The 22,178-nt window shown below is 55.1% G+C and carries 16 protein-coding genes; 9 read left to right on the top strand and 7 right to left on the bottom strand.

Annotated elements, in window-relative coordinates; all coding sequences use genetic code 11:
• Window positions 1-11: 11 nt before the first annotated feature.
• Window positions 12-1,160: a CocE/NonD family hydrolase gene (locus RAL90_RS09945; RefSeq protein ID WP_306250149.1), complete on the bottom strand. Its 1,149-nt coding sequence runs from the start codon at window positions 1,158-1,160 to the stop codon at window positions 12-14.
• Between the two features lie 187 nt (window positions 1,161-1,347).
• Between RAL90_RS09945 and RAL90_RS09940 the strand changes: the two genes are divergently transcribed.
• Both RAL90_RS09940 and RAL90_RS09935 read left to right on the top strand, forming a co-directional pair.
• Window positions 1,348-2,664 carry an MFS transporter gene (locus RAL90_RS09940; protein ID WP_306250147.1) on the top strand — a complete coding sequence of 439 codons (1,317 nt, stop codon included), beginning with the start codon at window positions 1,348-1,350 and terminating at the stop codon, window positions 2,662-2,664.
• 22 nt (window positions 2,665-2,686) lie between these two features.
• Window positions 2,687-3,664: an alpha/beta hydrolase gene (locus RAL90_RS09935; RefSeq protein WP_306250145.1), complete on the top strand. Its 978-nt coding sequence runs from the start codon at window positions 2,687-2,689 to the stop codon at window positions 3,662-3,664.
• Here RAL90_RS09935 and RAL90_RS09930 read toward each other — a convergent pair.
• The gene (locus RAL90_RS09930) at window positions 3,661-4,614 is read right to left on the bottom strand and encodes an NAD(P)/FAD-dependent oxidoreductase (protein ID WP_306250143.1); all 954 of its coding nucleotides are present in this window, start codon (window positions 4,612-4,614) and stop codon (window positions 3,661-3,663) included. The genes RAL90_RS09935 and RAL90_RS09930 overlap by 4 nt on opposite strands.
• Before the next feature lie 147 nt (window positions 4,615-4,761).
• Between RAL90_RS09930 and RAL90_RS09925 the strand changes: the two genes are divergently transcribed.
• The 6 genes from RAL90_RS09925 (at window position 4,762) to gltX (ending at window position 11,554) form a co-directional block, all read left to right on the top strand.
• Window positions 4,762-5,604: an RNA polymerase factor sigma-32 gene (locus RAL90_RS09925; RefSeq protein WP_306250141.1), complete on the top strand. Its 843-nt coding sequence runs from the start codon at window positions 4,762-4,764 to the stop codon at window positions 5,602-5,604.
• Window positions 5,605-5,629: 25 nt separating this feature from the next.
• A complete protein-coding gene (locus RAL90_RS09920) occupies window positions 5,630-6,256 on the top strand; it encodes a sigma-70 family RNA polymerase sigma factor (RefSeq protein WP_306250139.1) in 627 nt (208 codons plus the stop codon).
• A gap of 2 nt (window positions 6,257-6,258) precedes the next feature.
• Complete coding sequence (locus RAL90_RS09915; RefSeq protein WP_306250137.1) at window positions 6,259-6,930, top strand: ChrR family anti-sigma-E factor; 672 nt, start codon at window positions 6,259-6,261, stop codon at window positions 6,928-6,930.
• A 99-nt stretch (window positions 6,931-7,029) separates the two neighbouring features.
• Window positions 7,030-8,376 (top strand): hypothetical protein, encoded by a 1,347-nt coding sequence (locus tag RAL90_RS09910; RefSeq protein WP_306250135.1) that lies wholly within the window; start codon window positions 7,030-7,032, stop codon window positions 8,374-8,376.
• A gap of 73 nt (window positions 8,377-8,449) precedes the next feature.
• Window positions 8,450-10,135 (top strand): NAD+ synthase, encoded by a 1,686-nt coding sequence (locus RAL90_RS09905; RefSeq protein ID WP_306250133.1) that lies wholly within the window; start codon window positions 8,450-8,452, stop codon window positions 10,133-10,135.
• A gap of 72 nt (window positions 10,136-10,207) precedes the next feature.
• Entirely contained in the window at window positions 10,208-11,554 is a 1,347-nt protein-coding gene (gltX, locus tag RAL90_RS09900; RefSeq protein WP_306250131.1) for a glutamate--tRNA ligase, read from the top strand.
• 6 nt (window positions 11,555-11,560) lie between these two features.
• Here gltX and RAL90_RS09895 read toward each other — a convergent pair whose 3' ends face one another.
• The gene (locus RAL90_RS09895; protein ID WP_306250129.1) at window positions 11,561-12,124 is read right to left on the bottom strand and encodes a TIGR00730 family Rossman fold protein; all 564 of its coding nucleotides are present in this window, start codon (window positions 12,122-12,124) and stop codon (window positions 11,561-11,563) included.
• Window positions 12,125-12,251: 127 nt separating this feature from the next.
• Between RAL90_RS09895 and RAL90_RS09890 the strand changes: the two genes are divergently transcribed.
• The gene (locus tag RAL90_RS09890) at window positions 12,252-13,226 is read left to right on the top strand and encodes a LysM peptidoglycan-binding domain-containing protein (protein WP_306250128.1); all 975 of its coding nucleotides are present in this window, start codon (window positions 12,252-12,254) and stop codon (window positions 13,224-13,226) included.
• A gap of 14 nt (window positions 13,227-13,240) precedes the next feature.
• Here RAL90_RS09890 and RAL90_RS09885 read toward each other — a convergent pair whose 3' ends face one another.
• From RAL90_RS09885 to RAL90_RS09870, 4 genes are all read right to left on the bottom strand, one after another.
• Window positions 13,241-13,891: a TIGR02466 family protein gene (locus RAL90_RS09885; RefSeq protein ID WP_306250126.1), complete on the bottom strand. Its 651-nt coding sequence runs from the start codon at window positions 13,889-13,891 to the stop codon at window positions 13,241-13,243.
• A gap of 18 nt (window positions 13,892-13,909) precedes the next feature.
• Window positions 13,910-17,251 carry an efflux RND transporter permease subunit gene (locus RAL90_RS09880; RefSeq protein WP_306250124.1) on the bottom strand — a complete coding sequence of 1,114 codons (3,342 nt, stop codon included), beginning with the start codon at window positions 17,249-17,251 and terminating at the stop codon, window positions 13,910-13,912.
• Between the two features lie 7 nt (window positions 17,252-17,258).
• Window positions 17,259-18,356: an efflux RND transporter periplasmic adaptor subunit gene (locus RAL90_RS09875; RefSeq protein WP_306250122.1), complete on the bottom strand. Its 1,098-nt coding sequence runs from the start codon at window positions 18,354-18,356 to the stop codon at window positions 17,259-17,261.
• 253 nt (window positions 18,357-18,609) lie between these two features.
• Window positions 18,610-22,113: a response regulator gene (locus tag RAL90_RS09870; RefSeq protein ID WP_306250119.1), complete on the bottom strand. Its 3,504-nt coding sequence runs from the start codon at window positions 22,111-22,113 to the stop codon at window positions 18,610-18,612.
• Window positions 22,114-22,178: the final 65 nt, after the last annotated feature.

Here is a 22,178-nt window from a genome sequence, read left to right as displayed (position 1 = left end):
CACTCGGTTTCTTATCTTACCTGATATTCAGACAGGTTTTCGCGCACTTCAAGTCTGACGGCAGGCCGTTCATCAAAGCCATTGTCCAGGCCTTTCAGGAAGTAATCAAAAAAATCTTTCTGATAGGCGAGCGCGTCAGCGCTGTAATAAACATCCCATTTTGCCCGCCCGTGCGTATACAGCCATTTCTGACTGGAAGAAATTCTCTTGTATCCCTCGAAGGAGCCGCGAGTGTGCAACCCCTGGTCAGACCAGGTCGCGCTGATCAGCGCAGGCACATTGATCTTCGGCAGGTCAATGCCGGATGTTGTAGCCGGACGCTGTTGGACACGGCGCATTAACGCCGGGCGTTGATGTGCAAATCTGAAAATTACAGGCGGGGGCAGCGGATTGCCATTGGCACCGGCTCGCATTTTGCGGGACCAGAAATCCGTAAACGCTGTTTCCGGAATGCCACCGTGATAGAGTACCTCTCGATAACTGTCAGATTGCCCTTCCCAGGGGATGATGGCTTTGAGGTGTGGCGGATTGCCGCTAGCAGCGACCCATTGCGCAATAGCAAGGTAGGAGACGCCATTAAGGCCGACATGGCCATTGCTCCAGTCACGTGTGCCAGCCCATTCTACTGCATCAAAAAAGTCGTCCCGATCCTGGCGTGATAAGGTGCTCGGTTTACCCTCCGAGGAGGCAAAGCCGCGGGAGTCCAGATAGATCATGGCATAACCATTCGGTACCCAGAATGCTGGGTCAGGAGCTTCCCAGGAAGTCCATGGGCTGACCTCGAATGTCCCGAGATCAAAATCCTGCTTCAGGGCATTGCGCAACAATTTGGGATACTCATCTGGCCCCTTGTTTTTATCGTATGCTGTGAGAGCCATGACCACCGGATACTCTCCCGGGGCTTTCGGACGATAAACATTAGCCGACAAGCGCGTTCCATCGCGCATCTCCACCCAGACATCCTTTTCAATGATGATCTGATCTGACAGCGCTGACACATCCATTACTTTTACGGGGTAGTCTGGGTTCGCGCGAATCTCGGGATCGTCTTCAAGAAAAGCGTCAGGAGCATCCCGCTCAGTTAGAACCGGATGAATAAACAGTCCTGCAAGTAGAACAGCGGCCAGAACAAAAATTGAGAAGGCCCGAAAAAAACTCATCACACATCCCTTATTTTTATGAGGCAAGCATAGAGCCTTTCGTTCGTAATGCCAAATTTGGGGCCAACTGTACATTGATAGCGCGTATTGCTGTTATGCACCTACGCGCTGCGATTAGCGCTTGTCAGCAGGGCAGCGTCAGTGTCAGGCACGGGGCCTGAACAAGTGTGAATGACAGAGGCCGGTCGTGAGTAATCCAGCAGAGGATGATAATCTGGCAGAAGACAAGGTGTCGGCCAGCGCTATTGTGCCGGCGGTTACCGCCCCCCGACTGGATTCTGACCAGTTGCCGCCGCACCCTGCGGCGCATCCGGGGGAGCGGCGTCGGGCGATGGGTATTCTGATGCTCTGCATCATCTGCCTTGGTCTGGGCCAGACAATCCTGTTTGCCATTCTGCCCCCGATCGCCCGCTCTCTGGGGCTTCAGGATATTCAGGTTGGAATCATCTTCACCGTGTCAGCTTTCATGTGGGTCTTTTTCAGCCCGTTCTGGGGGCGGCGCAGTGATGTGCTGGGGCGCAAGCCGGTCATTCTCCTCAGCGTTGGCATGTTTGCTGTGTCCATCGGGGCACTGGCGGTCGTGCTGGAGCTTGGCCTGAAGGGTGTCCTGCCGGTCATGGCTGTGTTCGTATTGTTGACCTTATCACGCAGTCTGCATGGTATTTTCGTCTCCGCCGGGCCAGCGGCCGCGCAGGCTTATGTGGCGGACCGCACCGCACCGGAAGAACGCACCGCCAGCCTGGCCGGGTTGACCGCTGCCTTTGGTCTTGGGGCCAGCATCGGCCCTGGTATCGGCAGCGCAACCGTACAATTCGGGCCAGTGGTGCCGCTCTATATTGTGACGGTGATTTCCGTCCTGTCATTTGCGGCTATCTTTTTCTGGCTACCCGAGCGCAGCAAACCGGTTGTGGTGAAAAACCGTCGCAAATTGCAGCTCACCGATCCCCGGCTTCGCCGGATCTTTATTTATGGGGCAGGTGGCGGTTTGTTGATGGTTGTGCCCATTCAGTTGATCGGCTTTTACCTGCTTGACGTTCTTCAACTGGATGAATTGAGCGCGTCCCAGTTTCTTGGCGTGGCATTGATGGTCAGTTCCATGGCCTCCTTGTTTGCGCAGCTGGTGCTGGTGCAAAGACTGAAACTCTCGCCCTGGCTTTTGTTACAGGCAGCGCCCGCGCTGGTGCTGTTTGGTCATGTTATCATCGCACTGGGACGGGATTTCGGGACCATCGTGTTCGGTCTGGTATTTGCCGGACTGGGAACAGGGATTATCATGCCAGCCTATAATGCTGCCGTCTCACTCAGTGTGAAGGCAGACGAGCAGGGGGCAGCAGCGGGACTGGCCAATTCATTTTTTGCGGTGGGTTTCATTATCGCGCCGATCGTTGCATTTTCTCTTTATGACCTGTCACCGCAGACGCCTTTTATCTGCTCTGCAATAATCGCTGGCCTGATGGCCATCTATGCCTGGCGCCTGTTGCGCGGTGCGCGTGGGCAGTCATGACCTTGATGGAAGGAGCCTCTCAATGACTGACAAACTGATAATCGATCCGTATCTGTTCACAGAAGAGGCTATCGCGCCCGAAACAGCAAAGGCGACAGCCGAGCTGGAAGCGGTCATGAAAGAACTGCCGCGTATCTGGGAAGTCGGCGCGCCAGTTGTGCGCGAAGCGCGCCGTCGTGGTGAAGGATTGCTCGCGCGTGAGCCTTATTCAGAGATGGCTGAATGGCAGACAGCAACTGCCAACGGGCTTGAAGTGCCGGTGCGGGTGTTCAAACCGGAAAATCCCACAGGGATCTATTTTCATATTCATGGTGGCGGCCACACCATCGGGTCAGCAGACAGTCATGACCAGATGTTTGAGAAAATGGTCAGGGAAATGAACGTCGCCGTTGTCAGCGTGGAATATCGTCTGGCACCTGAAAACCCGTGGCCCGCCGGCCCTGATGATTGCGAGGCGGCTGCCTGCTGGCTGGTTGAAAATATGCAGTCCATGTTTGTAACAGACCGGGTTGTGATCGGGGGCGAAAGTGCCGGAGCGCATCTTTCTGCGGTGACTTTACTCAGAATGCGCGACCGGCATGGCTTCACCGGTTTTGCCGGGGCGAACCTCGTCTATGGGATCTACGATATGTCGATGACGCCGTCCTTGCGGAACTGGGGTGACCGCCTGCTGATTATTGATACGCTGGTCTGTACATGGTTTGGCAACAACCTTCTGCCACCGGAACAATATGACATGGAGGCTAAACGCGACCCGGCAATCTCGCCGCTCTATGCGGACCTTGCCGATATGCCGCCAGCCCTGTTCTCTGTCGGGACGCTTGACCCGATTCTGGATGACAGCCTCTTCATGGCGCAGCGCTGGCTGCAGGCGGGGCACGAAACGGCGCTGGATATCTATCCAGGCGGCATTCACGCGTTTGATGCCATGCCCATCCCGATGGCCAGGCAGGCACGCCAGCGCATGAACAGCTTCATTAGTAACTGCGTTGGCGACTAGTCTGTCTGCAGAAGGGCATCAGCGATGGCGTTGCCACTGCGCCAGCCATCCGAGACTGTGTCTTCCAACAACCAGTCACCGCCCAGATAAAGAGAGCCATCAGGGTGTGGCAGAAACGGGACGCCATATGCTGACGCGGTGAGTGCGTAGCGCCAGCGATGCGCCGTCTGGTACGTCACAGCCGGGAGCGGGATACCAGCCACGTCCGCAAACTTCGCCAACAGGCGCGCGGCGGCCTCTTCCTTTTCAAGCTCCAGATTGTCCGTACTCCATGCAGCATCAGCCTGTACTACCCAGCAATCATGATCCTGCGGGCGTCCGGGCTTGGCAGTATTGCGGATCAGCTTTGCAATGCCGGTATCCGGGTGTTCCTGAAAATCGAATGGCAGGTTCAGGCGTTCTTCAAAGGCCACCATCAGCGTCCAGCAGGGGGTCATCCTGATCCGGTCAAAAACACCGGAAAATCCCGCCAGATGACCGGTCAGTTCCTGTGCCTGTGGTGCCGGAACCGTACAGATAATGGTGTCGAAGGTTTCGCTTGTGGCCGCAGCGTTGTCAGCTTCGAGGGTCAGCTGCCACTGGTCATGCGTTGCAGCAATCCCGATCACCCGGGTATGCAATCGCAGCGGGATACCCTCGGCCATGGGTTTCAGCCATGCGTTCATCGACGGTACGCCGACATATTGATGCTCTGTTGCCGTCGGCCAGATGACGGCATCGCCTGTGCCGGTCAGTTGGCGCTCAAGGTCAGGGGCTTTCTCTGTCACCCTGATAAAAGGAGCGCCATGGTCAAAAGTCAGTCCCTGCGGTGTGCGGCGGGTCGCCAGCCTGCCCCCAAGTCCGCGACTTTTTTCGAAAACGGTCACCGGCCAGCCCGCGTCCTGCAGGCGTCGCGCACAGGCAAGGCCAGCAACACCGGCCCCGATTATGGCTGTCTGGCCACGTTTCATCGAAAATCCTTCTATTGGGCGAAGTCATGACATAGCGCGGCTATCGGCATTTTCTCGCCGGACCGGATTTTTTTATAAAAAAAAGTAGTCCCCGCGGTGATCCAAGAGCGGGTGCTAGGCGTATCACTCAATAGAAGGAGTGACGGGATGGATTACAACAGCTTTAATCGTGAAAGTGCCAGAACGGCATTTGAACACAAAATTCTGACAGTCGAGGAAGAACAGGCCTGCGCCGAACGCTGGCTGGAAAAGGGCGACAAGCGTGCATTGGACAAATTGATCCTCGCCCACCAACGCATGGCCGTTGCCGCCGCCATGAAATTCAAAAATTACGGTTTGCCGATCGATGATCTCATTCAGGAGGGTGTCATCGGCCTTCTTGAAGCGGCCAAACGGTTTGACCCGGCCAAGGGATTCCGGTTTTCGACTTATGCAGGCTGGTGGATCAAGGCCTCCATCCAGGATTATGTGCTGCGTAACTGGTCCATGGTGCGGGTGGGCACGACCAATGCGCATAAGAGCATTTTCTTCAATCTGGGCCGTATCCGCAAAATGATCGAGCAGGCGGATCGTGGCGAGATGACCAAAACGGATGTGGCGCACAAATTCAAGGTCACGGTTGAGGATCTGGATGTTGCCACGTCCCGGCTTTCAGCGCGCGACTCTTCACTGAATGTTATCCTGAAAGATGACTCCACCACCGAAAAGCAGGACATGCTGGAAGACGAGCGCGAAACGCCGGATGTGGCTGTCATGCGCTTGATGGATGAAGAGAAATTGCAGAACCGCATCGGCTCTGAGATGAAAAAATTGTCCGACCGGGAGCAGGCGGTTATCCAGCATCGTTTCTTTGATGAGACGCGTATGACACTGGCTGGCATTGGCGAGAAACTGAATCTCTCCAAGGAGCGCATTCGCCAGATCGAAAAAGCAGCTCTTGCAAAACTGCAGGAAGGCTTTGCGTCAGACGAAGAGCTTTACGCTCATTAAATGACATGCGTGTAAGGATAATGTGATGGGTTCCCTGTATGGAAGCATTGAGATTTCGCGACGCTTCGGCCATGGTGACATAATGGCAGCCGGGTCGCGTAACACATTATCTGCTCAGTATCTTGAGAGTCTCATGCTGTCCGTGCGGGATGATGCTGACAGGTCTGCTTTTGTGGAACTGTTTGAGCTTATGGCGCCGCGGGTGAAATCTTTCATCCTGCAGGGCACCACCCAGGACCATGTTGCCGATGATCTGACCCAGGAAGTCATGACCAGGGTATGGACGCGGCGCGCACAATATGATCCGGCCAAGGCGGCAGTATCGACCTGGATCTACACAATCGCCAGAAATGTCCGCATTGATCTTTTCCGCAAGGAAAAACGCCATCAGCTTGATGAGCATGATCCGGCCTTGCAACCGCAGGCCCCCGCCGACCCCGACAGGCAGGTCGACCTTGGGCGCCAGACGCAGGAGTTGAAAGAGGCACTGTCGGCGCTCCCCGAGGAGCAGCTCACCGTGCTGAAATTGTCTTATTTTGGGGGCTTATCCCATCAGGAAATTGCTGTGCAGACAGGCACGCCCGGCGGGACCGTCAAATCCCGCATTCGATTGGCGTTGAAAAAACTGCGCAGTGTGTTGAAGGAGTATTGAAGATGCCCAAAGTGCATCCTACGGAAGAGTTGTTGAATGATTACGCCGCTGGCACCCTGTCAGAAGGGGTGAGCCTTGCGATTGCGACACATATTGCCATGTGTCCGCAATGCCGCGGCCATGTGAGCGAACTGGAAGCTATTGGTGGCTCTATGCTGTTTTCTGCTGTGGAAACACCTGTTGGCAGTCAGGTGCTGGAGAATGTGCTGGCACAGCTTGAAGATATTCAGGGCGTGTCCGATGCAAAACCTTCTTTGCCACGTGATCTGAAAAATCAGGACATCATTTTACCAAACCCGTTGCGCGACTATCTGGGGGCGAAAACCCTGCGTGAGCTGGATCACCTGAACTGGACGAATCTGCCCGGCTATTCAGAATATGTTGCCTCGGACCGGTCGGATAAAACGAAAGTCCGCCTGCTGCGCGTTGCTGCCGGCATGACTCTGCCGCAACATACCCATGAAGGACTGGAACTGACACTTATCCTTAAAGGGTCGTTCTCTGATCATAATGGCACCTGCGGCGTGGGTGACCTTTCCGTGGCTGATCCGGCGACGGACCATGCCCCGTCTGTGGACCGGACGGGGGAGTGCATCTGCCTTGCGGTGACGGACGCGCCGCTGCGCCTGACGGGCCGGTTTGGCCGTATGCTCAATCCGTTTCTTGATCTTTAAGACAGCCATCACCAGACCCGTGGGGCTGGCCGGGTGCTGAAAACATCTTGACTCCGGCTCATTTGTTCACTATATGTTCCGTTCTGGATGGTGAGCAACATGTCCGACCTGAAATATCTTTTTATCGATTTTAATGCCTATTTTGCGGCTGTTGAGCAGAATGATGACCGGGCAGCGCAAGGCCGGCCTCTCATTGTGGTGCCGTTAAAATCCGAGCACACGTCGGCGATTGCCGCGAGTTACGAAGCGCGCAAGTTTGGCATCAATCGCGGCACGTCCGTCAGGGAGGCGCGCCAGCTGTGTCCCGGGATCATCATCCGCCATGCGCGCCATGACCGCTATGTACAGGTCCATAAAAAACTCAAAGAGGAAGTCGAGCGGCACCTGCCAATCACGAAGGTTTATTCGATTGATGAATGGGCCTGCCGTCTGGCCCCGTCGGAGACCGCGCGCGGTCCGGCCCTGGCAATCGGGCGACAGGTGCAGCAGGGAATCCTTGAAAATATTGGCCCTTCCATGCGGTCCTCCATTGGCCTCGCGCCCTCACGTCTGCTGGCAAAGCTGGCGGCCGAAAGCCACAAGCCGGATGGTCTGACAGCGCTGGAGAGCAGTGATTTGCCGCACACGCTGGAAGATATTCGCCTCAGCAAGATACCGGGTATCGGGCCCGGCATCCTGAAGCGTCTTGAGAGGGCGGGCGTTACTGACTTCATGGGCGTGTGGAATCTTCAACCCAAGCAGGCGCGCCGGATCTGGGGATCAGTTCAGGGCGAGCGCTTCTGGTACTCTTTGCATGGCCATGAAGTTTATGAGGATGACGCGCCGCAGAAATCGATGATCGGACACAGCCGCGTTCTGGGCGGTGAACATGAAACAGCCGCCGGTGCCAGAATTGTCGTGACCGCCCTGTTGATGAAGGCAGCGAGCCGTCTGCGTCATTACGACCGATTTGCCGGCGCCCTGACCGTGAATATCCGGATGCGGGCCGGTCGCCATGGCCCCGGCGGTCGCTGGGGGGGCACACGCCGCTTTGCCCTGTCACAGGATACTTACGGGTTTCTGGACGCGGTCGATGATCTCTGGCGGGGGCTGGAGCAACAGCGCGACACGCTGCGTGATGGCAATGGCGGCGGTCGCTTCGGCAACGTCTCGGTTTTCCTTCATGACCTTGCGGTGGCAGGTGATGCGAAAGTCATGCAAGGGGATCTGTTCACCGGACAGAGCGCGACCAGCCGTCAGGAGAGCCGGGAGAAACTCTGGACGGCGCTGGATGAAATGAACGCTGATCTTGAAAAAAGAATGGCAAAACTTGGCGGCGCGGCACGGATGAGGCCATCCACAGGGCGGTACGTTACCCTTGCTTCCCAGATGGGGCTTGATCTCAATTATCTCGGCGCAAAGATCGCTTTTTCGCGGGTGCCGGAGGAGGCGGAGTTTCTTTTCTAGCTGCATCATGTGATGGGCGTGGCGGCCGTAAATTTTGCTGGTACGCCGGGGGGAAGGCTTTTACATATCCGCCATGACAGACCGGCTTCGTATCAGTATTGCCCAGATTGCCCCGACAGTCGGGGATATCGACGGCAATGTAGAAAAAATTCTGGCGGCGCGCGATCAGGCCGCCGCGCAGCAGGCAGATCTGGTGGTGCTGCCGGAGTTGATCGTCAGCGGCTATCCGCCAGAAGACCTCGTGCTGAAACCAGCCTATCAACGGGCGTGCCGCGCGGCGGTCGAGGACCTGGCAGTTAGAACAGCCGATAGTGGTCCAGCCATGATCATTGGGGCCCCATGGGCAACCACGGATCAGGGCGGTGGCCAGCCCTTCAACGCAGCCATTCTGTGTGCCGAGGGAAAAATTTCTGCGGTCGTTTATAAAACACGCCTGCCCAATTACGGCGTCTTCGATGAACCACGTCGTTATCGTGCCGGGAAGGGGCTGGCACCGGTCAGTTTCAAGGGGGTCAAGATAGGCCTGATGGTCTGCGAGGACCTCTGGTACCCGGATGCGGCAGCAGAACTTGCCGCGCAGGGGGCGGAGATGCTGGTTGCGCCCCATGGCTCTCCCTTCCGGATGACCGCCCATGCAGAACGTCATGCTGTGGCCGAAGCGCGCGCAGCCGAAACAGGGTTACCGGTCATTTTCGTCAACCAGCTGGGAGGGCAGGATGAACTGGTCTTTGATGGCGCCTCCTTCGTCACCCAGCCCGCGGGCAAAAAAAAATTCCAGCTGCCAGCCTTTACCCGGGCTGTGACACTGACCCAGTGGCAAAAAAAATCCACCGGATGGGAATGTGAAAGTGGTCCGGAAGATGCGCTGCCCCCGCAACGCTCCCTGATGTATCAGGCACTGGTGATGGGGGTGCGGGATTACGTAAACAAGAACCGGTTTTCTGGTGTTGTGATCGGCTTGTCGGGCGGTGTCGACTCCGCTCTGACGGCGGCCATCGCTGTAGATGCGCTGGGGGCAGAGCGTGTGCGGTGCATCATGATGCCCTCCCGGTACACTGCCGGGGAGAGCCACACCGATGCAGAGCAATGTGCGGAACTGCTGGGCGTCTCCTACGAAAATATCGCTATAGAACCAGCCGTGTCAGCATTTTCAGACATGCTGGCAAAAACGTTTGAGGGCACAGCAGCGGACACAACGGAAGAAAATATCCAGTCGCGTATTCGCGGTGTGCTGTTGATGGCAATTTCGAACAAATTTGGCCCCATGGTCCTGACCACCGGCAACAAGTCAGAAATGTCTGTTGGCTACGCAACCCTCTATGGCGACATGAATGGTGGCTATAATCCGCTCAAGGACGTTTACAAGACGGAAGTCTTTGCTCTGTGCAGGTGGCGCAATGAACACCACCCAGCCGGGATGCTGGGGCCGGAAGGGAAGGTTATCCCGGCCAACATCATTACCAAGCCCCCGTCAGCAGAATTGCGTGAAGACCAGAAAGACCAGGACAGCCTGCCGCCCTATGATCAACTTGACGATATATTGCGTGGGCTTGTTGAGGACGAGCTGTCGGTGCGGGAGATCATTGCCGGGGCGAATGGCCGCCCGCCACAGGAAGAAGATGTCGTGCGGCGTATCCAGCATCTGTTATATGTTGCCGAATATAAGCGCCGTCAGGCCCCGCCGGGGCCAAAGATCACCGTCCGGAATTTCGGGCGTGACCGTCGTTATCCCATCACCAACGGCTTCCGCGACCGATAGCTGCGCCGCTTTTGTTTGACCCTTGCCATATCTGTCGCTATGGCCGTCTGTTCCGAAAATCAGGTAAGTTGAATGTCTCAGGTTAAGGTAAGATTTGCTCCGTCACCAACTGGCAAAATTCATGTCGGGAATGTGCGTGCCGCACTGCTCAACTGGCTGTTCGCGCAGAAGGAAGGCGGCATCTTGATGCTGCGCTCTGATGATACCGATCAGGCCCGGTCAACAAAAGAGTACGAAGACGGTATCCAGCATGATCTTGGCTGGCTCGGGATTACACATCAGGCATTTGCCCGCCAGTCCGAGCGCTTTGGCGAATATGACGCTGCGGCCAACTGGCTGAAAGAGCAGGGATTGCTCTATGCCTGCTATGAGACAGCAGACGAACTTGATCGCAAGCGCAAGCTTCAGCGGGCTCGCAGCCTGCCACCTGTTTATGACCGTGCGGCACTTGAGCTGAGTGAGGCAGAAAAAAAATCCTATGAGGCTGAAGGTCGCCGACCCCATTGGCGGTTGAAACTGTCCCAGCAGCCCGTGGAATGGCAGGACCTGATCCGCGGCGATGTGAAGGTGGATACGTCGGCCGTGTCAGACCCCGTTCTGATCCGGGAGGACGGGCAATATCTCTATACGCTGCCGTCCTGTGTGGATGATGTGGATTTCGGCATCACTCATGTGATCCGGGGCGAGGATCATGTGACCAACACTGCCACGCAGATAGAACTGTTTGCGCATCTGATACGCTTCAAGGGGGCTGGCACCATGCCCGCTTTTGCCCACCACTCCCTGCTTGTGGGAGCGGACGGGGAGGGGCTGTCGAAGCGGTTTGGCTCTCTTTCCATTGAAGGCTTGCGTGAGGCAGGGATTGAGCCCCAGGCCATCAGCAGTTTGCTGGCGCGCCTTGGCACCGCTGATCCGGTACAGCCAAAGGCAGACATCAACGAGCTGGTTGAGGGTTTTTCCTTCGAGAAAATGGGCAGGGCGCCAGCACGGTTTGACCCGAAGGAACTTGAGCAGCTCAATGCGAAAATCCTGCATGATCTGCCCTTTACCGCTCTGGCTGACAGGCTGGCAGCGCTGGATGTTGATGAACCGCTTTGGCTTGCCGTTCGCGGGAACATAGAAAAACTTTCTGACGTATCGACCTGGCGGGACATGATACGTGAACAGATCGATCCCGTGATCGAAGACAAGGCTTTTACGGATGAAGCTGCCACGCTGGTGCCGGATGCGCTTGATGAGACCAGCTGGAAAGAGCTTGTGAATACGTTGAAAGAAAAAACAGGCCGCAAGGGCAAGCAGTTATTCATGCCCTTGCGTCTTGCGTTGACAGGTCTGCCCCATGGGCCGGATATGCCCGTTATCTTCCAGTTAATTGGTCCGGAAAAGGCGCGCGCGCGCCTGCGGGGAGAGCGTGCCTGATTTCAGTCAGAGCCTGCTTCTCATCAATCGATCTTCCGCAGCCGGAATAACATCTTCCGGCTTGTCGACAAGAACAATATCGTGACGCAATTCCTCCGCCGCGAAACCACGATCAATGATGTGGTTAAGGAGTTCCACCAGAGGCGACCAGAAGCCACCAATATTCAGAAGGACAACCGGTTTGCGGTGCAGGTCCAGACGGGCCCAGGAGAGTACTTCGATAATTTCCTCCAGCGTGCCGATACCCCCCGGCAGGGTACAGATAGCGTCTGACTGCTCGAACATCATCATCTTGCGCTCATGCATGGTCTCGACGATTTCATGATCGACGCCCTCCAGGATGCCTTCCATTTCGACAAGGAATTTCGGGATGATCCCATACACATCGCCGCCATGATCGCGCGCAGCCCCTGCCACGGTGCCCATCAATCCGAGCTTGCCGCCGCCATAGACAAGGCGCACTTGCTCTTTTGCCATGTGCTTGCCCAGTTGTGTCGCCGCATCGGCAAAAATGGGCTCATCTCCCATTCGGGAGCCGCAGTAAACGCATAAGGATTTCAATCCGGTCATTTCTTTCCGCTTTCAAGGCTGCTGGCCTTGCTAGCAGGACATGCTAAGGTGTGCCAGATAAAATGATGTTTAGGTGGAATCGCTCCGGCAATAAACCCGCCTGATGGTAATCTGAAGGGTAATCTCAATGCGTGTCATTTTTCTGTTTCTGCTGCTGATCCTGCTGGCAATTGGTGGTTACTTCATCGTGCAAAAAGCGGGCTGGCTGCCGTCGCAGGAAACACCTGAAGTCTCCGAGGAAGTAACACAAGAGACGGACATTACAGAAGTGGAGCCTGATCCGGGTATTCAGCCACCTCGGTTTGATATTGTCCGCGTTGACCGTAGCGGATTTGCCGTCATTGCGGGGGTTGCGGCCCCTGAGGCGGAAGTGACCATTTTTGCCAATGAAGAGCCGCTGGAAACTGAAACGGCGGGGCGTGACGGCAGTTGGGCGATCAATACGGAAACACCTCTCAAGGCAGGTCCGGTCGAGCTGACCCTTTCCATGACCACCACGGATGGGCTGACGATCCAGTCAGATGAGACGATTGTGATTTATGTGCCCGAGCGTGAGGGAGACAAACCGCTGATCCTGCGCACCACACCGGGCGGTGCCAGCGAAGTATTGCAACGCCCGACCGACCCGGATGTCAGTCTAGGGCCTCTGGCGCTCGAAACGATTGATTATGATGATGCCGGCAGTGTCGTCTTTGCCGGGCGTGCGTCACCGGGCGCAACAGTATCCATTTACGCGAACCGCAGTTTCATCGGTCAGACAACGGCAGATGAAAATGGCCGCTGGTCCATTTCGGAATCCATCATGCCGGGTCGTTACACGTTGCAGGTGATCCAACTGGATGAGTTTGGCGAGCCTGAATATGCCCTGGAACTACCGTTCGAGCGGGCGTCATACAGTGATGTTCAGTTCAAAGATGGCAATGTGATTGTGCAGCCCGGCAATTCCCTCTGGGTGATTTCCCGTCGCATCTATGGTGAAGGCGCTCAATATACGATTATCTATGAAGCGAATGCCAGCCAGATCCGTGACCCTGATCTTATCTATCCCGGGCAGATATTCACTGTCCCGGAAGACGAGGAAGAGGATTCAGGCGACCAGTAACGTCTGAGTGCTGCCTAAGAAGCGGGTTTTGCGATTGGGCTTGCAATCAGATTCATGGCAATGGAAATGCGATCCTGCTCACCCTGATGCGGGCGCACGCCGTGAGTCAGCCATGAAGGAAAGGCGAGCATTCTGCCGGGTTTTGGCGTGACAGATATTTCCGTGCGTTCCCGGTTGCCTTGCGTGTCCCGAACGCTGAGATCCGGCACAGTCATCTTGTTGAGGGGAAAACGCGGATCCTGCAGGACAAGCTGTCCGCTGTTTTCCGAGCCACCATCATCGACAAAGTAAACGGCTGACCAGAACGCGCCTGGATGGGCGTGATACTGATTGGATGCCCCTTTCTGTGAGACATTGGCCCATGCCTGAATGCTCCAGCTGAAGCGTGGCTCATCATTCTTCATCCCGTCATCATGGGTGAAGCCATTGCACATTTCTATCGCAGCGACCGCGACCGTGCGCATGGCATCGCCGCCCCATTGAAGAATGTCATCTTTAGAATGCCAGCCATTGAAATTGGAGCGGTGAATGCCCGCATCTTCGGATTTCTTTTGCAGGATTGCCTGTTTGAGCTCCACATTGATGCGCTCAGCATCCGGAACGGTGCATTCAAGTACCAGGGTTGGAAAGATAGTCCGGCTGCGTACATCCTGAGCGGTTGTCATGATCAGGCTCCTCCGGCGTTACTCGGCGGCTGTACGGTGATAGTCATCATCAGACCCCTGTCTGGTACTATTTTCGGCTGTCAGTGCAGCCTGTCCCTGAGCGGATGAATGTACTGCCGGGTGTCCGCGCATTTCGCCGATCCAGTCACGGATTTCACGCCAGGCAATCATCAGGTTGGCCGGTATCTGGCTGGGGGCTGCCAGAAGAACTGGCGTCAATACAAGTGTCAGCAATGTAGAAAAGGCAAGCCCGTAAACCACAGCTGATGACAGTAGCACCCACCAGTCAGAGACGGCGTTACCGATCCCGATCTGGCCTGTGAGGAAATTCACATTGATCTCGAACACCATGGGTAGCAGACCCATGATCGTTGTAATCGTTGTCATCAATACAGGGCGCGCGCGTTGCGCAGCGGTGCGGATGACGGCTTCTTCAATCGAAAGGCCGGTTTTGCGCAGGTGCTGATAGGTATCAATCAGTACAATGTTGTTGTTAACGACAATTCCGGCAAGAGCAACGATTCCGGTACCCGTCATGATCACGGAAATATACTGGCCGGTAAGGGCGATGCCCAGGAGAACACCGAATACTGATAACACCACCGCCGACAGGGTAAGCGCGGCATGATAGAATGAGTTGAACTGCAACAGCAGGATCAGCCCGATCATGAACATGGCAGCGGCCATGGCACCGGCGAAAAATGTTGAAGCTTGGTCGCGTTCTTCCGTAGACCCGACAAGTGCCCATGGAACGCCGGGGCCAACTGCTTCTGCCAGATCACCACTGTCGAGCCATTCCTGCATTACCGATATGGCAAGGTCCTGACTGACCTGATGGCCCGATATATTGCTGTTGCCGTTGGCTTTAACATCCAGAACGCGGCGGCTGTCGCGACGGGTGACGCGGTCAATCTGCGGCTGAGCAACACGCTGTACGAAATTTGAAATTGGCAGCGGGCCGGACTGTGTCTGTATCTGTATTTCCTCCAGAGCCGCAATGGTACGCTCTTCGGCAGGATAACGGATGCGGATATCGATTTCTTCGTCGCTGTTATCCGGGCGGAACTTGTCAATCAGCAATCCATCCGTCACCAGCTGGATAGCCGCCCCAATATCATCAATAGAGACACCGAAGCGGCCCGCCTGTTCGCGATCTACCTGTAGGGCCCATTCAATGCCGGGCAGGGGGCGATTGTCCTCAATATCGATATAGGTTGGTACTTCCAGCCCGTTCACTTCAACCGTACTCTGATTGACAAATTCACGGATCAGGCGCGCTGCTTCCCGTGCCTTTACATCATCTTCTACGACGATCTCAACCTGTACGTCCTTGCCAATAGGTGGGCCGTTTTCAGGTTGGCCTATCTCAAGCACGATACCCGGCAGGCCGGCAGTCAGCCGACGGAATTCCTCCAGAATGACGAGACTGTGTTCGCGATCTTCGTAATGGATCAGCTCAATATTGAGTTGCGCAATCGTCTCAACCGGTGAGTTGTTACCACGGCTGAGGGCCGGGCCGGTCTGGGTATAGATGCTCTCTATCGCGTAGTGACCTTCGACCTTCTGCCGCACTTCGTTGGCGATCTGCAGTTTCTCTTGTTCCGAGATATTACCTCGACCCTGGATGTTAATATAGGTCTGCTCGCTGTCACCGCGGATAAAAAACTCGGATTCTGGTGTGGCGTTGCTGAACATGAAAATACAGAAATTCAGCACAATGAACGCCACGACAAGTGTGGCCAGCGGTTTGCGCAGGATCCAGCGTATAAAGCGCGCGTAGCGCCCGGTAATGTTGGTCAGTGTTGTTGGGTCTATGCTGTCGAAGTCGGCTTGCTTGTCGTTGTCCGTCTTACCCTTCAAGCCGAGCCGCTTTTTCACGACTTCCGGTATGGCGAAGAATGAACCAAAGAGCGGCAGAAAGATAAGGGCGACAAAAACCGACCCGGTCAGAATGAATATCAGCGTAATGGGCAAAAGGCGCATGAACTGTCCGGGCACGTCCTGCCAGAACAGGAACGGCACAAACGCCGCCAGTGTTGTCGCGGTGGAGGCGACAATCGGCCAGAACATGCGCTTCGCGGCACTGGCATAGGCATCCCGGCGCGTTGCCCCTTCGGTCATGCGCCGATCAGCGAATTCAACAACCACGATGGCCCCATCCACCAGCATCCCGACGGAAAGGACCATGGCAAACATGGTCATCATATTCAGGGTGTAACCCGACAGATTGAGCAGTGCGAGGCCGATCAGGAACGATGAGGGAATGGCAAAACCGACCATAACAGCAGAGCGCAGGCCCAATGCCGCGACGACAACAATCATGACCAGAAGGATGGCGAGAACGATGGAAGCTGTCAGGCTATTAAGGATCGTGTCGACGAAATAGGATTGATCGCCGATGAATTCGTACCGGATCGAACTGGGCCAATCAGGTGCTGCAGCCATTTCCTCCGTCACTCTTTTGACCCCTTCGGTCATGTCTATAATGTTGGCACCGGAGCGTTTGCTGACATTGAGGCCAACAGCAGGCTCGCCATTGAACTGGGCATAGCCGTCAGTATCCTCGAATGTGCGACGAATGTCTGCGACATCCGATAACAGAACGACACTCTCGCCATCACTACGCACCGGGATGGATTCCATTTCCGCGACAGAGCGGATCAATCCCGGTAATTTGACGGCATAGGCACCATCGGGAAAACGGATCGAGCCGGCTGTAATCAGACTGTTATTGTTGCGGATGGCGGCGGCAACTTCCTGTGCGCTCAAGCCATAGGATTGCAAGGTGTCAGGGTCGATGACCACTTCAAGGACTTCATCGCGTTGGCCGACAAGGTCCACTTCCAGCACGCCCTGGACGTTCTGGAGAGATTTCTGCAATCTGTCAGCGGTCAGGTAGAGTGTACGGTCGGGGACATCGCCTGACAGGGTGATCGAGATGATCGGGAACATCTGCTGGGCGTTGAATTCCTCGATCAACGGCTCCAGCGCTTCAGCGGGATATTCACTGCGGGCTTTGTCGACCGCTTCGCGTATGTCAACGAGTGCCTGATCCATATTGGCGGTCGGCTCAAACTCAAGGCGGATCTGTGCAGCGCCTTCATAGGCGAGCGCATTCATTTCCGTCACACCTTCGAGGGACTGCAGTTCCAGTTCCGTGGGTTTGATGAGAAGTCGCTCTGCATCTTCAGGCGAAACACCGGGCAATGGGATAACAATCAATGCCATGGGCAATGGCACATCCGGGTCTGCTTCACGCGGGATGGTATTGAACGAATTGACCCCGGCAAATACGAGAAGCGCCAGCGCCAGCAGGGTTACCTTGGCGCGCTTGAAAGCAATATCGACCAGATGCGTCATGCTGATTTTATCCCGTCGTCACGATGTCGCCAGGTGCAGCCGTCTGCACTTCCTGACCATGTTTTACATAGTCCTGTCCCCGGACAATCAGGTCAATGCTGCCATCAAGCCCGGCAACCCAGACGCCTTCAGGCACATCATTGAGGATCGAGACCGGTGCGAAACGCACCTTGCCATGGCCGTCAGTGGTGGAAATATTTTCGACAACGCGGACGCCCAGAGCGCCTGAATCGTCCTGCAGCAGTGCATTGCGCGGCACAAGATGCGCCGGTTTGTTACCAAGGTTCACCTGTGCATTCGCCGTTAATCCGTCTGGCAGGGCATTGGGGTTTGCCGCTTCAAGTTCGACGGTAAAGGTTCGGGTCATGTTTGACGCAGCTGGAGAAATCAGTCTGACGACAGCATCGAGTTCGTCGCCACCGGAAACTGTGACTCGCGCTGTGGCACCGAGACTCAGTCGCCGCACTTCCTGTTCAGAGACGGAGCCGGTGATGATGATCGGGTCAAGTTGTGACACTTTGGCGCAGGATGCACCAATCGTCAGCAGATCCCCGACTTCCACGTGGCGTTCTACAAGTATGCCGTCGAAGGGGGCGGTAATTTTTGTTTTGGCAAAATCCATCCGGGCACGGGTCAGATTGGCCTGACTTAGGTCCAGTGCAGCACGCGCCGCTGCAACGGCAGCTTCTGAAGAATATCCCTGCTGGGCCAGTTCGACAGCGGCGTTATAATCAATCTGGGCCTTGTCGAGGGCAGCACGCGCTTCGGCCAGACCGGCATTGCGGGTGCCGGGGGTAATCCGGCACAATTCGTCACCGCGTTTGACGATGCTGCCTTCGCGCGCAGGGGTGGCAGAAACCTGTCCGGCTGTTTCTGCCCTTAGGACCGCAGAGCGTGTTGCCTTGGTGCGTCCCCGGATGACCACAGTCTGTGCCTGATCACCGGCATTGATGGTTTCGACAACAACGCGCGTTACGGGAAATTCGAATCGCTCATCTGCTGGTTCTGGCGCAGAACTGAACAGCGTTCTGACGACAAAATACATGATGACGATGAGGGTGAGGACGAGGGATGTCCTGACGGAACTTGGAATTTTGCTGAACATGGCTAACGACCAGTCTGAACCTGAAATATGTCAATCGTGTCACTGATTTAGGGATGAATTCTTAAAATAACACATTCATTGACCAATTCAGGCAGGCCCGTCCGGGAAAGATCGTTCTGTGGATAGCCACTAAATGCATGAAACATATAGCATATGTCGCCATCTATGCATTGAGGTAATAATCTAAATACTGCACCAGAGAGAGATTTCTGAAGTCGCTCAACGGCCTCATAGAGGCTGTATGCGACACCCGTCAGGCGCTTTCTGCCAGCGTTTCCCGCTGTTTGCGCTCATCCACCCATTTGGTGACGACTGCGAGCAGCTTGTCCTGTTTGATCGGTTTGGGCATGTAGGCATCCATACCAACGGCGAGGCACTTTTCCTCATCCTCTTTCATCGCGTGAGCCGTGACACCGATGACCGGCACATATGCCATACCCTGTTCACGCATCCTGATGATTTCGGCTGTTGCCTGAAGACCATCCATCACGGGCATAGAAACATCCATCAGTACGAGGTCGTATGATTGCTGCTGCAACTTCTCGATTGCCAGTTGACCATTTTCGGCAATATCGACTTCACAGTTCAGAGGCTCAAGCATGGAGCGCAGGACCATCTGGTTGACCATGTTATCCTCAGCCACAAGGATGCGGCGCTCAGTATCATTGGCCGCTGCGGCTGGCGATACGGGCTGTTCAGCAGCCTGTTTCTGAAGTTCAGCGCTGGCGCTTTGCAGGCCACGAATGGTATTTGCGTGCAGCGCGCATATGATCGTGTCCAGCAGATGCGAAGAGCGGGCCGGTTTTATGAGATACCCCGCAAGTCCGAGTTCTTTCTGCAGTTCCTGGCTATCCCTATGGCCGGCCGAAGACAGGAGCACCATGGGCAAGTCCCGCTCTGTGTATTCAACTCTGATTTTCCGGGCCAGCTCTGCCCCATCCATGCCGGGCATCTGGAAATCCAGTATAGCAAGGCCGAACGGGTTACCTACTTCTCTGGCCTGTTCCAGTTTCTTCAGGGCATCAAAGCCATCCGTTGTCAGCACAGGGACGAGTGACCAGCTTTTGAGTTGTTCTTTCAGGATTTCACGGTTCACGCTGTTGTCATCTGCGACAAGAACACGAATGCCGCTCAGCACTGGCGTAATACTGCGCGTATTCTGTTGCTGTTTGCTTTCCACCGGCAGGCGGACATTGAAAAAGAACGTGGAGCCCTGACCAAGATCACTGCGGACAGAGATTGTACCGCCCATCAGTTCAATGATTTTTCTTGAAATGCTCAGGCCAAGGCCGGTTCCTTCAAACTTTCTGGAATTGGAGCCGTCAACCTGTTCAAACTTGTTGAAAATCTTGTCCAGTTTTTCGGCCGGAATGCCGCATCCTGTATCTTTAACCGAGATACACAATTCAGCATGGCCGCCATCTCTTGTGCCGGAAACATCGACTAGAATATGCCCTGTTTCGGTGAATTTGACGGCATTGCCGACAAGGTTGGTAATGACCTGGCGCAGGCGCCCCACATCACCGGTATAATCCTGTGGCAAGTCCGGCTGATACCGGATCATCAGTTCAAGGCCCTTTTCCTGCACATGCGGTGACACAAGACTGGCCACATCTTCAATGGCAGCGCGCATGTCAAAAGGCTCTGACCCGATGGCCATCTTGCCGGCTTCCAGCTTGGAGAAATCCAGAATGTCGTTGATGATCGTCAACAGGCTGTCGCCAGAGCGCATGATGACCTGTGCCATCTCATGTTGCCTGTCTGAAAGGCCGGATTTGATCAGCAATTCTGCCATGCCGAGGACCCCGTTCATAGGGGTGCGAATTTCATGGCTCATATTGGCAAGAAATTCGGACTTGGCTCTGTTGGCATCCTCGGCAAGGTCGCGCGATTTGCGCAAATCACGTGACAGACCGCGCAGTTCGTCTTCGCGGCGCATGTCGCGGGTGACATCCGAATACAGAATGACATACCCACCATCAGTCCGGGGGTAAAATACCTCGCTGATATGCTGACCAGATACATCAAGACGCTTGCCCCGGAAAGGCTTGCGGCCCCTCAGGTTCTCAACCAGCCTGCGATTTTGCTCAGTAACACTGCAAGTATCGCCCGTTTTTGGCAGTTCGACGCTGGCAGCGTTTTCGTACAGATCAATCGCATTCCTGCCAATATGCCATTCACCTGGCGGCAAGGGCACATCAGGTTTTTCGTTGACCATCTCGATATTGAAATTCTGGTCCAGCACCACCAGACTTTCGCCCATGGTGTCGAAAATTTCCTGCAGCAGATCAGTCTGGCGTTGCAGATCAAGGGTACGGCCCTTGATGCGCTTTTCCAGTTCCAGATTGGCGCGTTGCAATTCTGACTGTGCAGCATTGGCTTCCAGTCGCGCCGTATGTTCGCGCGTAATTTCCTTGGTATAGCCGCGATAGCCAGTGAATGTGCCATCCGTAGCAAATTTTGGCTTGCCGCTGGTGCTTAGAATATCGTCGTTGCGTGTACGAACGATAAAGTTCTGAAACGGTCTCTTGTTCTCAAGGTCATCCATATGAGTAGCCCAGTCTGTGTGGGCTGCTTCAGGCGTCGAATGTTCCAGAACTTCGCCTCTTTTCTGACCAAGAAGCTCCGATGCTTTTTGACCGGTCCATTTCTCAATCACATCTGAAATATAGGTATATATATGCTCTGCATCCGTTTCCCACAGGCAATCAGCAGCAAGTTCTGCGAAGTCACGGAATTTCTCTTTGGTACGGATTATGTCGTTACGCTGATGCATCAGGCGCGTGGTGTTCGCCATGACGCCGCGATACCCGGTAAGCTCACCTTCTTCGTTGAAGACTGGTGCCCCTGATATATCGGCATAAAGACTGTTGCCGCTGCTCGCGATCACGTTGACGACAATATGATGGAAGGGAATAGCCTGTTCCCAGGCATCCTGGAATTTTCTGATGTTACCCTTTGTTTCCGGGTCATTTTCATTCAGGAGACTGATGGGAGAGCGGTTCAGAAATTTGTGTGCCGGTTGGCCTGAGAATGACTCAATCGCATCTGAAATGAATGTGAATTTCATTTCTTTGTCGGTTTCCCAGACAATATCATCTGACATGTCGAAATAGTTCTGCATGGCTTTGGCAAGATCACGGCTGCGTTCTGCGTTTTGCAGAGCCTGTTCCTTGATCTGTGTCACCACGCGCAAAACAGTTGAGAAGCAGCCGATAACCAGCAGACTGCTGAGGATCATGACTGCGCCGAATGCCTGCAGACGATAATCGTCCTGAAAGACCATCATCAGATTGGCTGGTAACATCAGGGTGACCATGATGATCTTGGCCGTGAAGGGTGTCGCGCACATGCTGATACTGCTGATGCAAGCCATCATGGTCATCCAGCCAGCGATAATGAACATCGCTTCCGTTGGCATCGTAGACATGATGTATAATGCAAGCGCTGAAAAGACAGGACCGCAAAAAGCTGCTGACAGGGGTACGAAGGAGAGCGCTTTGTCCAACTCAGCAACGCTGAAGCTGCTAACGTCTGCCTTGCGCCAGTGAAGATACCGGACGAAAGAGAAAAGACCAATCAGCAACAGCGGAATGGCGGCGAATGGCTGGCCAGCAAGAAATACACCCGGCAGTCCCAGAGCGGCTGTGACACCCATGCAGGCAAACAGCATGGGGGACATGCCTTTGAAAACTTCAACAGCCTGAAGTTTGGCAGAAGGTGACCGCTCGGGCCAAAGTGTTTTCAGAACGCGCAAAATTTTCAGACCCGCCAGACAGATACACTAAATCAGGGTCACTTTAGGCGGTTCTGGTTAATCTG

This window comes from Parvularcula sp. IMCC14364 (assembly GCF_030758415.1).
Lineage (GTDB): Bacteria > Pseudomonadota > Alphaproteobacteria > Caulobacterales > Parvularculaceae > Aquisalinus.
This window is presented reverse-complemented; position numbering and strand designations above follow the sequence as displayed.

Bases quoted from the DNA above. Each gene is read 5' to 3' on its own strand.
- RAL90_RS09905 (WP_306250133.1), top strand. From the start codon at position 8,450: ATGACAGACCGGCTTCGTATCAGTATTGCCCAGATTGCCCCGACAGTC.
- RAL90_RS09935 (WP_306250145.1), top strand. From the start codon at position 2,687: ATGACTGACAAACTGATAATCGATCCGTATCTGTTCACAGAAGAGGCT.
- RAL90_RS09910 (WP_306250135.1), top strand. From the start codon at position 7,030: ATGTCCGACCTGAAATATCTTTTTATCGATTTTAATGCCTATTTTGCG.
- RAL90_RS09885 (WP_306250126.1), bottom strand. From the start codon at position 13,891: ATGACAACCGCTCAGGATGTACGCAGCCGGACTATCTTTCCAACCCTG.
- RAL90_RS09880 (WP_306250124.1), bottom strand. From the start codon at position 17,251: ATGACGCATCTGGTCGATATTGCTTTCAAGCGCGCCAAGGTAACCCTG.
- gltX (WP_306250131.1), top strand. From the start codon at position 10,208: ATGTCTCAGGTTAAGGTAAGATTTGCTCCGTCACCAACTGGCAAAATT.
- RAL90_RS09890 (WP_306250128.1), top strand. From the start codon at position 12,252: ATGCGTGTCATTTTTCTGTTTCTGCTGCTGATCCTGCTGGCAATTGGT.
- RAL90_RS09920 (WP_306250139.1), top strand. From the start codon at position 5,630: ATGGGTTCCCTGTATGGAAGCATTGAGATTTCGCGACGCTTCGGCCAT.
- RAL90_RS09925 (WP_306250141.1), top strand. From the start codon at position 4,762: ATGGATTACAACAGCTTTAATCGTGAAAGTGCCAGAACGGCATTTGAA.
- RAL90_RS09915 (WP_306250137.1), top strand. From the start codon at position 6,259: ATGCCCAAAGTGCATCCTACGGAAGAGTTGTTGAATGATTACGCCGCT.
- RAL90_RS09875 (WP_306250122.1), bottom strand. From the start codon at position 18,356: ATGTTCAGCAAAATTCCAAGTTCCGTCAGGACATCCCTCGTCCTCACC.
- RAL90_RS09895 (WP_306250129.1), bottom strand. From the start codon at position 12,124: ATGACCGGATTGAAATCCTTATGCGTTTACTGCGGCTCCCGAATGGGA.
- RAL90_RS09930 (WP_306250143.1), bottom strand. From the start codon at position 4,614: ATGAAACGTGGCCAGACAGCCATAATCGGGGCCGGTGTTGCTGGCCTT.
- RAL90_RS09945 (WP_306250149.1), bottom strand. From the start codon at position 1,160: ATGAGTTTTTTTCGGGCCTTCTCAATTTTTGTTCTGGCCGCTGTTCTA.